Raw genomic sequence first — 13,775 nt, 5'->3', positions numbered from 1 at the left:
AATTGAGTGCTTGAGAAATTTACGGTCTGTTTGATGTCTCTGGTTACGCATCCGGGCGCCGATAAAGTTTGCGATAGATCATGATGTCATCACCCCGAGGCTGGGCAATGATCAGTAGCCATTCGTTGGGATTGTTGATGTCCAGGATGGCCAGATCATCAAAACTCCACCCTCCCGCAGGCGAAACCTGCGACACGTAGTTGAAGGCGCTGATACCCGTCGGCGCGCTGATCAAGCGAATGAATTCATCGCCGCTTGCCCTTCTAACATTTAAGTGTTGCGAGTTCGGTCCTGTATAGTTGACCCTTGGGGATGAGTTGTTTCCATACGTGTCGCCTACGAGCGGATTGCTGAACAATGCACTGTTACTCACTAACGTATGGACTCGCTGGTTGTTCAGGCAAAAGATCGAGCATTGCTGGCCGAAGGCCGACTGTAACTTGATCGCGAGTTGAGCGCGGCTTTGCGGCGATTCTAAATCGGCGATCGTTACTGTTGCGAAATCAAACTTCGGTGGTGTGGCCACTTTTTTGCTGGGGGCGATCCAGAAGCGGCGACTGAGACGCGGCGTCCATTGCGGGATGTCCTGCACGACCGTCACCTGTTGTGGGATGCGTCCAATCAGTACCGGCAATTCTTCTTCTTGCATGTTCCGGTGTTGATAAAAAGCAGTGGCGGACGTGTCCAGCGGGGTGAACAAGGCGTCGGTGAGTTCGGTTTCGGAATGTTCCGCAGCCCCGTTGTAGTGCAGCTCCAAACGGTTGGCTCTTAGGACATTTCCGTCGTCGCCCATGTCGAGGATTTCGTAAGCGTGTGTTTCGTTGGTGACCCCCATATAGGCGTTCGCCGCTGCTACGGTGATGTAGGCAAACAAAAACGAGGTGAGGGGAAAAAGTATCCACGTCATTTTGCGCATCTTGAACGCGCCGAGCAGAAAATAATCGAGCGGGCCGATCGCCAAGAGAAAGACGAACAATAAACCGCACATCAACCACAACGGTACAAAACGAAAAGTTTTGGGCATCAATTGCCCGACGAGACTCTCACTCCAGTCGGACGCACGTGATGTTGCCAGTGATTCGGCCAGCGGGAGCGATAGCTGGTAATCCTCTTCAAACACGCGGGGCTGTCCCTGATTGTTGGGGACTTGCGAAATTTGATTCTTGCGGAACGTGCCGGATTCTCGAATGGAGTTCAGTTGTTCCGTTTTGATTTTCCACAAAAAGGCCGCCATTTCGCGGAACTGCGTGGAACCGGGATTGCGATCCGATTTGTCCGGCAACAATCCGATAGCGACGCGTCCCAGACCGACGCGCAGCAACGCAAACTCCGCCTGTGCGTCGGCCCCAGAGGCCGAAAGCCGTCCGTCGGCATCGGTGACAAAGATGATGTCGGAATCCGCTGATTTTGCGAGCTGATTGAGGAACTCCAAATGCGGAGCCCCGAGTGAGGTTCTCGGGACCACACACAAACTGCCGCCGGCGGCAACCCATTTGGCGATGGCTGCGCGTTGCGTGGCATCGGTTTCCACAAACCCTTCATCGGCCAGCAGCAACATATCGAATGAGCAGTAACCCAGCGGATCGTTCGGCAAATCGCGCGGTGCCACGTGCGCGGGGGCCGTCCCCAAACTGTTGTCGGCCGGATTCGGATTAAAACGTTCAAAAGCCAATTCTTGGGCGAGTTTTCGTTCGATGGCGGTTCCGCCCGCCATGTGCGGATCGGCGATGCAGATATTAAACGACTGCAGGCTCGGATTTCGAAACATGAGTTGCGCCGGTTCCGGCAGAAACTCTGTTCCGTCGTTGGCGACAAACTGCACCGACATTTCGACTTGTACGAGTTCTCGGTTTCCGAAATACGGGACGTCGATTGCCGGTAACATACCACGGAAACGGGTCGTCGTGCCGGGTGTGACGACAACATCGGTCAGCACAATCACCTGCTTGCCGTTGAGACCTTTGATGGTCAATCGCAGTTCGCCTTCCAGCAATTCGCTGCCACTGGAAATGACCTCCCAGATTCCAGAAACCGGCGCCGCCGCGCGAGCCCGCGGTGAGAGCGGAACGAAGCGGGTGCTGACTTGAGGGGGCGCAGCCTCAGCTGTGGTCGGTGACAGCGACATCAAACCCGCAACAGTAATGAACAGCAGCGCCACCAAGTTGCGCCGTATCATTCGCCTGCGATGGAATACAAAGCGCTCGTTCATGCCATCAATCCTCCACCGCGGCGTAGGAAATACCACCACTCCGCTAATAAGAATACCAGTGCAGCCAACGTCAATTGCGGCCACAATGGGCGGTCCATTTTGACTTTCTCATCGGTTGCCGAGACGGACAACTCGCTGAATTGAATCGCCTCGGTTCCCACCAATGAGGTCTCTTCAGCCGATAGCAAACTGGCGCCGATGCGGGCTTGCAGTTTGCCCCCTTCGCTGAGTGTATACTCACCCGCCAAGGGGGCTGAAATCCCCGAAACCATGCCGTCGTCGTTGCTGGTCGTTTCGCGAGAAATCCCACCGGGGCCTTGGATCTGATAAGTGCGACTGGTCAAGAGTTGTCGCGACGGGAGCACGCCAGTGGTCGTTCCCCGCACGTCGGACAACGACGACTGCCGCGTGGCGATTTGTACGGCATTGGTAACCAGAATGGGAAACCCTACCCGATACGGCAATGTCGAATTGTCGGTATGAAACAGCAGGTAAAATTTGGGACGTTCCCCGGAACGATCGGCCAGGATCAACGGCCCTGTCCGGCCATGTGCCAAGATTTCATAACCCGCTTCTTCATAATGCCGGTCCTGAACCTCTTCGCGCGATTTCGGTTCGTCGCTGGAAAAGACTTCAGTCAATTGCACATACTGCAAGAGCGGTGAAGTCTTATCCCAATCGACGACCTCCGCGCCGCCCGATTCGACCGTGACTAGGTCCTGTATATTGGGGGGGATCACGCCGACGAAGAGCGAGACCTGCGCCGGGGGAGATTCTTCTGCCGAGCGGTCGCTGATGAGTAGGTCGTATTCGCTCAAGTCGCTATTTCCGCTATCGGCGTCCGGTTCGACGATGACGTTTTCCATGCCACGCAGCGCGTGTCGATACGCTTTCATATCCAAGGGACAATAGACCGTCAAATCACGGCCCGCTGGGAGGTCCAAATAGGCGATGTTGTCCGAATCGAGTGCATCAAAACCTTCTGGTTTCAGTCGGACGCGGATCATCGAGGCGCGTTCGGCGTCGACACTGAAGACCAAGCGTTCCGATTGCCCCTGTTCCAAAATTACCTCTTCCTCACCCACGGGATTGCCGTCTTGCGCCCACTCCACGCGAGCGGCGGTCTGTTGATCTGTTGCCCCTTCCAAGCGGACAAAGATCTCCCATTTGGTAGCCCCCGCGCGGCGGGCATTTAAGGCGGTGATGCCGATGTTCTTTCCGCCGGGATCAATTTTTTGATAGGTCAATTCAAACGGAAGTTCGAAATTGGCTTCCGTGGGAAAGTTGCCGTCGGTCAAAAGCAGCACGTTATCGATTTCCACTCGACGCGCCATCGCTTGCGTCATCCGCAATGCTTCTTCGATTTTACTGGGGATGTCGGTGACGGTGATGTCGTTCAGTCCGTCGCGAAGCACCCGTTTGTTATTGGAAAAATCGGTGACACGACGCGCCGTTTTGTGAAATGCGATCAAAGAGAGTTCTTGATCGGGAAGCAGGTCTTCGATCATCTGCTCCACCTGTGCCTTGGCGACTTCCAGCCGCGTGGGACCGCCCGGTTTGTCTCGTGCGCCCATGCTTGCAGAGCAATCGATCAACACCGGAACGTAATTGGCCCGGTCGGCACCAGTCGGCCAAAAGGGTTGCATCGCTGCCAGAATCAAGCTGATCAGCAATAGCAGTTGCAACAACAACAGCATGTTGCGTTTGAATTTTTGGAAAGGGGAATTGACTCGCTGATCGTTGATGACTTGTTGCCACAACACCAACGACGTCACATCCATCTGTGGGCGGCGGAGTTTGAGAAAGTAGAAGATGATCAACGGTATCAGCAGCAGAAACAGCCACGCACTGCTGAGCGCATAAAATCCGGGCAGGTTCATCGAATCCACCCCCGCCTGCGCAGCAGGTCAAACAGCACCCAGGGCAACGGGTCGTGCGAACTGATCGAAAGAAAACGCCCATTACGACTGCGACACAACGACTCGATTCGCTCTTCCAGTGCCAGCCGATGTTCCTGATAGATGCCCAACAATTCCCCCGCCGAGGAGACATCGAGCGTCATCCCGTTTTCGCAATCGACGAATCGCAGGTCGCCGGTGACCTCCGGTGAGATTTCGGCCGGCGCCAAGATTTGAATGCCGAAGACTTCCAACCCGGCGCTAAACAGAAAATTCAACGGCCGTTCCATGCCGCCGAAGGTGAAAAAATCGGAGAGCAAAATGGCGATCCCGCGTCCTGTATGCTGCCGCAGCACGCTCTCGACCGCTTCGTCGATGGCAAAGTCACCGCCGGTTTCGATGTTTTCCAGAAAATCAAACAGTCGTCGCATGCTGATGCGACCGGTAATGCCCGACACGAATTGCAGTGCGGCCCCTTTGCGGTGGCAAGCGTATACGCTGACTCGTTCGAGGTTCATCAACCCCATCACCGCCAGTGCCGCCGCTAGTTGTTTGGCCCGTTCGAGCTTTCCGTCGTAAACCATCGAGGACGAAGCATCGATGATCACCACCACGTGCATTTCTTCCTCGTGGCGGAACTGTTTCATATACGGGCGATTGAGCCGCGAAAAGATATTCCAATCGATATACCGCACATCGTCGCCGGGAGAATAATCACGGTAGTCGACGAATTCGGTGCTTGCTCCTCCCTTGCCGGAGAGATGCTCGCCGCGACTGCGATTGGTCATCCGACGCGTCGGATTCAGCCGCATACGTTCCACGCGGGCCAGGACATCGTTGGCCAGCAATGTGGTCAGTTGCGTTTTTTGTGGTTTCTCAGTCGATTCCATCGCGTTTTCGTTTTGTTCACGGGTCACGACGCCCAGGCGGCGACGGGGAATGGATCAAACAGGGCCATCTTGGAGATGATCCATTGCGTTAGATTTCTTCGGCCACTTGCTGAAGAGAATCGGCAATCAATTCTGCGATCAAAATGTTCTCCGCTTGCCCGTCGTAATTCAGCAGTACGCGGTGTTGCAGCACTTCGATGGCGAAGTAGCGAATGTCTTCAAATGCCACATGCACACGGCCTTGGCTGAGAGCGCGGACCCGTGCTGCGCGAATCAGTCCTTGCGCGGCCCGCGGACTGGCTCCCCAACGGATGAAGCGTTTGATGTCTTCCGAGGCGAACTCCGTATCGGGGTGTGTCGATAAAATGAGCCGTACCGCATAGTCCCGCATCGGATCAGCGACAACGACTTTGTCCAACACGCCTCGCAATTCCATGATCTGCGCCGAATCAAGTAGCTTTTGCAGTTCGACCGGCCGTTTGAGAATCGTACGGCTGACGACTTCGTTGATCTCACTACGATTGGGAAACGGCACTTCGACCTTGAACATAAACCGGTCCAGTTGCGCCTCCGGCAGCGGATAAGTCCCTTCCTGCTCGATGGGGTTTTGTGTCGCCATCACGAAAAACGGTTGCTCCAAGTGATGCACCGTGCCGCCGGTCGTGACGGAGGCTTCCTGCATGGTTTCCAACAACGCTGATTGCGTTTTCGGAGAAGCGCGGTTGATTTCGTCGGCCAATAACAATTGCGTGAAGATCGGGCCGGGCCGAAATTCAAACCGATACTGCCCCGCTTCGTCACTGCTCATCATGCTGGTGCCGATGATGTCGGCCGGCATTAGGTCGGGGGTGAATTGGATGCGGCGAAATTCTAAATCAAGCACACGGGACATCGCCTTAACCAACTCGGTTTTCCCTAGACCGGGGACCCCTTCCAACAGCACGTTGCCGCCGGAAAATAGAGCGGTCAATGTCGCTTCGACCACGCGCTGTTGGCCGACGATCATTTTCCCAACTTCCGCTTGCGCGGCGGCATAGTCGTCCTTGAAGCGGTCCGCTTCGTGCTGCAGCATGTCGGACGTTTCGGTGGTGATATCTTGGCTCATGGTTGTTATTTCCCGTTGCTGGGATAAAGAATTCGGGGCGGTTTCAGATGACTAAGCAAGCGATACGTGAAACGCGACATTCACCATTGCTCAACTTGATTATTGTTCCAAACGGATTAACCACGAAATAACCAAATGCTATTGAGGCATCCGGCCGTAACTAAAGAAAAACCAAACCACGAAAGAAGCGAAAGACACGAAAAAGAAGCTTACCGTTTTCATCCATACTTTTCTTTTGAGTTCTGCGTCAGCGTTACAAGTCCTCGTCTTTTTCTCGGTGAGATTTCGTGTTTTTCGCTTCTTTCGTGGTTCTCTCTCAGTCCATTCAATAAAAGGCATCAAGGTCTGCTGATCACGTCGGTTCCTCGTCGTCCGATCGTTGCCGCTTCATTCGCAACAGTCGTTCGGTCGTGCTCATGTTTTCTGGCGATGTTTCTTGTTGTGGCGGTTTCGCGGCGGTATCCGGTTTCTTGGCCGCTTGCCGCGCTGCGGTCGTGGGACGTGTTTGAGTTTGCGGGCGTGACTTGCTGGAGGTGGTCGCCCGCTGAGAATCGAGTGCGCTGCCCACGGTCCGTTTGCGTTCCAACAATGCGCCCATCAACTGGCCCGAGGCTCCGGCCTTTTTGTTCAATCCCAGCAGGCCTTTGATCACGTGCTTGTCGATTTGAATACGGCGAATGGCAACATCCAAGGGAATCAAACAGGCCAGGGCAATGAGAAACCAGAAGAAAATCGGCAACGAACTCATGCGTGGTTTGCGGCGGGTTTCGTAGATGGTTTTGACCGGATCCTTTTGATCGGCAAGACTCTCCCCGGCGGTCTTGCGACTGAGGCTGTTCAGGACAGTCGGGTTAGATCGAAACCGTAAGTATTCCGGCGAATAGGGAACCAGAAATCCGCCGTGCGTTTCGTCCTTACGTCCTTCGCCGACACCGACCGCCCGGACTTGATAACGGCCCTTGGCTCGCAGTGGCATGGTGGCTTGATAACGCCGCGGTCCGACCTGCTTGAGGGCCAATGTTTCCTCAATTCCATTCGGACCGGAAACGACTGCTTGCACTTCCAGAAATGTTTCATTCTCGTGAAAGTCCTCAACCTGCAGGACCCCCTGACTTCCGGAAGCGAAGCTGCGCATTCGCAAGTTGCCCGTTTTTTCCACACGAGAAACCCGGGTCAGCAATTGTTCGACAAATGTGCGGTACTTGTCCCAATCCATCCAATCCGCTGCCCAGTTGGGAGACAGATCCGAAGTAAAAGCGGCTGTGGTTCCCAGACCGTACCGCCAGATCGAGAGGATCGGTTCTAGTTCATCCTCTTCGTTGGGAGCTTTGAGAATCGTCCGCACACTGTGATCGTTTTTGGCAGTGGTGAGCACATACCCGCGCAGTTGCGGCATGGTGTCGATCCCTTTGAGCACGCCGTCGAGGTCGTTTTCCAACTCGGGCGTGATCGTCTTGTTTTGGATCATGCTCCGCTTGAGCGTTTTGGATTCCTTAATAAAAATCGAAGGCAATTCATTCGGGCTGGCGGGGAAATAATACCGGCCACCCGTCACCGCAGCGACGCGACGCATTTTGGAGATGTCCTGTCCCCCATGCGGAAAAATGGCCACCATGGAGACGCTCACTCCGGCTGCGCGGTAGTCGTCGATCAAGGCTTTTGACGGCGGACCGGGATCGCCGTCGGAGATGATGATCATATGCTTTGCCGAGGCGTCGCTGGCCTTGAGTCCTTTAAGCCCCAATTGCATCGTGTTGGCAAAGCTCGGCATGTCGCCGATCACCGCGCCGTTGATCTTGCGGAGCATCATGTCGATTTCCGCAACGGGGGTTAGTTCAAAGACCCATTCCTCGCCATTTTCGGTGTAGGCCAGTACCCCTGCTTCGTCTCGCGCGCCGAGGACTTTGATCGCCTGTTTGGTAATCCGCTTGCCCCAGGTGTTGCCGTCGGCGAATTCGCAGGTATGCAAAATGATGGCCAGCGCTCCCATCGGCAGCACCTTCTTTTTGGTGATGTCCATTGTCACCGGCAGCGCCTCTTCGATTGCTGTGCGGTGATACCCACCGGGACCGTAGCTATTCGGCCCGCCGACCATCACAAAGCCGATGCCAAAATTCCGCGCCGCATCCTTGACCGCCTCCATCTGAACCGTGTCGAACATGTCGGCGGCAACGTTGTTGAAGATCACACAGTCATAAGGCATCAACGACATCGCATCGCGGGGCACGTCGTAGGCCGTGGCGATATCAAGCTTGCGTTTTGATTCGCGGATGGCGCGGGCCAACGTTTCGGAATCGCGGGGATCCCCTTCCGGATCATTCACCAGCAGGATTCGCCCCTCGCCTGCCAAATACAGGTAATTCAGCGCTTCATTGTTTTGGCTGAGATTGTCCGTATCGGTCGCGGTATCGATGCGAGCGGTGTATTCATAGTATCCCGCTTCACGGAGATAAATCGGCACCACGTAGCGGTTTTTGCCCGCATCGAAATCGACACGCTCCTCGAAGATGGCGTTGCCGTTTTCCAGCAAGGTCAGCTTGCCGGATCCCTTTTTGAGTGACGAGAGAATCACGGCCGCCTGATAGTTTTCGCCGATTTTGACGTTCTCGGGCAGTTCTAACCGCTCCAGCCAGACTTCGTTCTCGTGGTTGTATTCAATCGGCATCACATCGATGGCGATTTCCCGCGCGGTCAATTGATCAACGACGTCCGACAGATTCCCCTCGGTTTCCGTCCCATCGCTCATCAACACAATTCGCCCTTGATGATCTTCGGGAATCATGGCTGCGGCGAGCGAAAGCGCCTCTTCGAGATTGGTCGCATCCCGATCGACCAGCGAGTTGACGGTGATGCCTTCGTTGAGTGCCAACGTCGTGTGCGTCGGCAATTCGACAGCCGCGTGCCGACCAAAGACGATGATCCCCACCATGTCATTCTTCGGCTTTTGGCTGGCAGTTTCGGCGATAAACTGAAAGGCTTCGTCGACTGTGCGGTCACCGATCGAATCCGAGATGTCGACCAAATAGACCACCGCCAATCCGTCCTGACGCCGCACCGAACGCGGTTCGGCCAGCACCATCACCAGCAATCCGACCAGACAGAGCCGCGTGATGAATGCAAACATCTGCCGCCGACGACTCAGCCCGCTCAAACCGCAGAGATGCATCCACCAGACCCAAACGGTCATCCCCATCAGGCAAAACGCGATCGGGTTGGCAAACAGCAACACATTCCGCCATTCCAACACAAAACAGACAACCGCATAGCTGGCAAGAAACAGAATCAACGGCAGCGCATCGGTCCAGGTCACCCGTCGCGGAGGGCTGGGAAAAACGCTCTGGAGTCTCTGTTTCCACTTCACAGTTTCAACTCCACGATGCGATGGTTTTCCGTGTCCGCCACCCGTAACCGTTGATGCGTGTCGATCGCCACGCCCCAGGGTTTGAGGAATCCATCATTGTTGCGACTGGTCTTGCCGAAGCGCCCTAGCAGCTTGCCGGCCAGATTTGTTTTCGTGACCCGCCCGGCACCGTACTCGATGATATACAAGTCGTTGGTAGCCCGATCTAACGTGATGTCGTACGGATACTCCAGCACCAATCCGCCCGTTGTTTCTCCCAAGACCTCGATAAACTTACCCGCGTCGCTAAACACCTGCACCCGGTTATTAATCGCGTCGGCGATGTACAATCGGCCATCGTCCCAGACGATGCCACTGGGGCGTTGGAATTGGCCCTCATCGGTGCCGAATGTGCCAAAGGTTAGTAGATGTTCACCGTCTGCGGTAAATTTCTGCACGCGGTGGTCGCCACCGTATTCACAGACGTAGATATGTTCACTCTCATCCTGGCACAGGGCGACGGGAAACAAGAACTGCCCATCCTCCTGGCCTTCGCCCCCCAGATAGGAGAGCACATTTCCGACTTTATCGAAGAACACCACACGGTGGTAATGCGTATCGGCAACGGCAATCCGCCCGTCGGTCAACAGGCAGACCCCTTCCGGCTTGCCGATGGCATGATCGGGCATTTCCCATTGTCGCAACAATTTGCCGTGTTCATCAAACACCAACAGCCGTCCTCCATTGTCGAGGCAGAGCACTTCGTCGTTGTCGCCGATCGCCAAACCACGTGGACGCGGGATTCGCGCCCCCATCGGCGGCGAAATCCAATGATTGACCTCGCTAACATTCAACTGCGGCCCGTCCTCTTGGTCGCACCCCAGTGAAATTCCACAGGCCAACAACAATAGACAAACATGAATCGCCACCCGGACACCGTGGCGAAGCCCACTTCCGGCCGGACGATGAAAAAAGGTGCGCCGCTGTTGAGAGTCTTCGTTGAGCAACTCAACTTCTTCGAGGCTGCCCGAAAAATGTGCCGATTGCACGACCAGCGGGCTTTGTTCGGCTGGGCGAATTTTGATTTGTTCCGGCCGAAAACAGGGGGATTCCCGCTGGGTGTCGATGCACCACTGCTGAGCCTCGTGCTGCGGCAACCAATTCGCCGCGCCGAGAAATTCAGCCATTTCAGGAGTTTGAGGGTCGTAATACAAGTTGTCGACCGGTCCTTGGTGCAATAATCGCCCGGACTTAAGGCACAACGCGTGCTGTGCTTCTCGCAGGACGGTTTCCGGTGAATGCGTGGCAATCACCAACGATGTGTTCGTATCACTGAGGTGGTTTCGAATGGCCCGCCAATATTTCTCCTCGCGTGCCGGATCGACGTGGACGAGAGGTTCGTCCATCACCAGGACGGCGGCCCGGCTGGCCAAAGCCCGCGCGACTGACAGCCGCGCACGCTCCCCCTGGGACATCAGATCCGGATAAGCGGCGGATTTGTCTAATAAATCGAACGCCGATAACAGGTTTTTGACCCGTTCCTCGGCGTCTTCAGCCCCGGCAGCCATAATTCGCAGGTGTTCAGCCGCAGATTCGTGCGGCCACAACCCATCTTCCTGCGGCACCCAAAACAGCGGCAGCCGGTCACCGGGATCGTCATAGATCCGCGTCACCTGCCCCCGCCCAGGCCGTTCAAACCCGACCAGCAGGTTCAACAGCGACGTTTTCCCGGCTCCTGAATACCCAATCACAGCCGTCACGCCCGGCGGAATTTCGCACGACACGCCGGTCAAGCGCGGACGGTCATTGCCCGCTAACGTGATCTCGTCCAATCGCCAAAGTGGAGCACTCATCGGCCGGTGTACCCTATTCGTCGGAATCCTCGTTCAAGCAGCGGAAACAAAAATCGACGCAGCAAAGACAGGCACCCCACCAGTAACAACGGCGCCAACACCGTCACCGCTAACATGGCTGAAAGTCCGCCCGCTTGGCCATAGTGCATAAAATTGTATATCCGCATCGGCGCCGGGTCCAATCCGGAGGGCCGTAGCAACGATGACAAGGTCGGATCCAAGTAGGCCCACCAACACAAAAGAACAATCGCCCAATAATGCCCTTGGTAGCGGAGTCGCCATATCAATTGCCGCGCGCGGCCCCGCTGTTGCGGCGAACCATCACGTATCAGCAAGGCGGCAAGATGCATCGGTTCACCGCGGTGCGCTGCTGCTAACAGAATCTGGAGCAACATGGCCCGCGGCATCAACCACAGTACCAATGCGCTCCACCACGGCAGCGGCGTGTCATACCATCCGCCAAGCGCCGGGGTCTGAAACAGCGCCAACATCGCCAAGCCGAGCGTCAATCCCCCGAATAATCCCGGTAAGCCCACAAGGACCGCTAACGGCAATCGCCACCGCTGCCCGCGCTGTTTCGTCGTTGCCGATAACAAGGCCGCAGCCAATGCATAGGTCGGCAGCGCCGCGGCAAGCATCATCCCCAACCCGATCCCGATCTCATAAAACAAACGCGGATTCCGCCACAAGACCACCAATCCGCTTCCCAGACCGCGACACAGAATCGCCATCGGAATCAGCCACAACAACACACAGCCAATAATCGCGACGCCCCATGCGACACCAGCAATGGCCGTTGATGTTCCACCGCCGCTATCGCGCTGCCCAGCCGTTTTTCTGCTCATCAGCACCAAGGGAATCATTGCTGCAATCAACGCGGCTTGAATTCCGGTCGGCAACAGATCATAGCGCAGTGCATCTGGCAGAGGTAGTCCTTGTGCTTGCTGGTCAAACAACCACACCGTCCAGGAGGTCGCATTCACCAGCGAAACCAGTTCGAATTCCTGAAACGCTAACAAGAACATCAACACCAGCGCTGGTAGCGCGACACGGGAGGGTCCCCGCAGATAATAACCGGCGAGTGTCCGCACGCGGGTTGAAAGCGTTGTCAGCGGCGGGAGAGACAGCCGTCGGCAATAGAGCGCTTGCGGCGAGATCGGGGGGCGGGGAGTGAACAGGGCAATCACCGTCCCGGCCGGGAGCACTTTGAAGAAGACTAAAACAGCGTAGAACAATTCATTCCACACCGGATGATGAATCAGCGACAACGAAAAATTGTAGTAGCCATACCCGACCAGCATATCGGGAGCAAAAAAAGGAGCGAGCACGGCTGTCCATAAAACCAGTCGTCGCACCCCGCGTGCTGCACGCAACTGACGGCGAATCGCGAAACAGACTGGGACCGCACAAAGCGCGATCAGCAGACTCCGCAAGCAGGTCCAGCCGCAGGCCTCAGCCAGACTCACGGCGCGTACTCCGCTTTGAGCCAAGCCAAACATTGGGCCCGCGCTTCGGCAAGCCCGGCCAAGGGATATCCCGGCGCCGCCCACTCCTTGAGTTGTTTGACCTCAGCGGATAGCTTCGATTCGTCCACCGGTCCCAAAGGAATCTGCCGCGACTTCGAGGCAGCCATTGCTAGTTCCGTTTCCTCGGAGAGCAGAAAATCCACCAATTGCTGAGCACGGGCTTTTTGCTGGGTTCCCTTAATGATGGCGACGGAATTGGGGATGCAAATCGTCGCTTGCTCATCGACGCGCACCGGCAACATCTCGACCGGTTTGCCCTCGTCAGCCGCCACGTAGAAGTCGTCGGTGTCGGTCAGTCCCCATTGGCAGACTCCCTCGGCGACTAGGTTTTTGACCGTCGCATTGCCGGTCGCCTCGCGAATGCCGCGTTCGCGCAGGTCGGCATGCCAGGCCTTCAATTTGTCAGGTCCCCATACATCCCACAAGACGCTGTAGTGCGACAACGTCGTGCCGAACAGCGGCTTGGCAATTGCCGCTTGCGACAGATCATCGGCTGCTAATGCCTGTTGCAGCGCCTCATCTGTCGCCGTCATGGCCTCGGTGTTGACAATATAAACTCGCAACCGTGCTGCAAAGCCGGTCCACTCTCCGTCAGGATCTTTGAAAGCGTCGGGAATCCGTTCATACCCCGGACCTTGATACGGTTCGAGCACGCCCTCTTGCTTGAGTTGAAGTGTTCCCAGGACTTGGTTATTCCAAAACACATCGCAACGGGGCTGATCTTTTTCGCGAATCAGTTGCTGCACCAACCCCAACGACTTTGTCGCTTCGGTGTCATAGCGGGGTGTGACCTCGATGCCGGTTTGTTCGGTGAATTTCTTGAGGACCTCATCTGCGTACAGCGAATCGTGCGCACAATACACCACCAGCGGCGGTGGTCCCGATTCCGCCGCACAACCCGACAGGCTCAGGCCCACTACGATGGTTGCAGCCAGCAAACAAAAATGTCGCATC

At 56.0% G+C, this 13,775-nt stretch carries 8 protein-coding genes; all 8 read right to left on the bottom strand.

Annotated elements, in window-relative coordinates; all coding sequences use genetic code 11:
- Nucleotides 1-43: 43 nt before the first annotated feature.
- Nucleotides 44-2,209, bottom strand: coding sequence for a hypothetical protein (locus tag Mal52_RS20495; protein ID WP_145378382.1), 2,166 nt, complete (start codon nt 2,207-2,209; stop codon nt 44-46).
- Entirely contained in the window at nt 2,206-4,089 is a 1,884-nt protein-coding gene (locus Mal52_RS20490) for a vWA domain-containing protein (protein ID WP_145378381.1), read from the bottom strand. The genes Mal52_RS20495 and Mal52_RS20490 overlap by 4 nt, the downstream gene beginning before the upstream one ends.
- On the bottom strand, nt 4,086-4,997 hold the full coding sequence (locus Mal52_RS20485; protein ID WP_145378380.1) for a DUF58 domain-containing protein: 912 nt from the start codon (nt 4,995-4,997) through the stop codon (nt 4,086-4,088). Before Mal52_RS20485 ends, Mal52_RS20490 begins: the two co-directional genes overlap by 4 nt.
- An 88-nt stretch (nt 4,998-5,085) precedes the next feature.
- On the bottom strand, nt 5,086-6,102 hold the full coding sequence (locus Mal52_RS20480) for an AAA family ATPase (protein WP_145378379.1): 1,017 nt from the start codon (nt 6,100-6,102) through the stop codon (nt 5,086-5,088).
- Between the two features lie 352 nt (nt 6,103-6,454).
- Nucleotides 6,455-9,463 (bottom strand): VWA domain-containing protein, encoded by a 3,009-nt coding sequence (locus Mal52_RS20475; protein WP_145378378.1) that lies wholly within the window; start codon nt 9,461-9,463, stop codon nt 6,455-6,457.
- Nucleotides 9,460-11,295, bottom strand: a complete 1,836-nt coding sequence (locus tag Mal52_RS20470; RefSeq protein ID WP_145378377.1) for an ATP-binding cassette domain-containing protein — start codon at nt 11,293-11,295, stop codon at nt 9,460-9,462. The genes Mal52_RS20475 and Mal52_RS20470 overlap by 4 nt, the downstream gene beginning before the upstream one ends.
- The gene (locus Mal52_RS20465; protein ID WP_145378376.1) at nt 11,292-12,761 is read right to left on the bottom strand and encodes a hypothetical protein; all 1,470 of its coding nucleotides are present in this window, start codon (nt 12,759-12,761) and stop codon (nt 11,292-11,294) included. The genes Mal52_RS20470 and Mal52_RS20465 overlap by 4 nt, the downstream gene beginning before the upstream one ends.
- The gene (locus tag Mal52_RS20460; protein WP_145378375.1) at nt 12,758-13,774 is read right to left on the bottom strand and encodes an extracellular solute-binding protein; all 1,017 of its coding nucleotides are present in this window, start codon (nt 13,772-13,774) and stop codon (nt 12,758-12,760) included. The genes Mal52_RS20465 and Mal52_RS20460 overlap by 4 nt, the downstream gene beginning before the upstream one ends.
- Between the last annotated feature and the right edge of the window lies 1 nt (nt 13,775).

Source organism: Symmachiella dynata (assembly GCF_007747995.1).
Classification (GTDB): Bacteria; Planctomycetota; Planctomycetia; order Planctomycetales; family Planctomycetaceae; genus Symmachiella; species Symmachiella dynata.
Note: the sequence above shows the minus strand (reverse complement) of the source record. Positions and strands in the feature narration are given on the sequence as shown.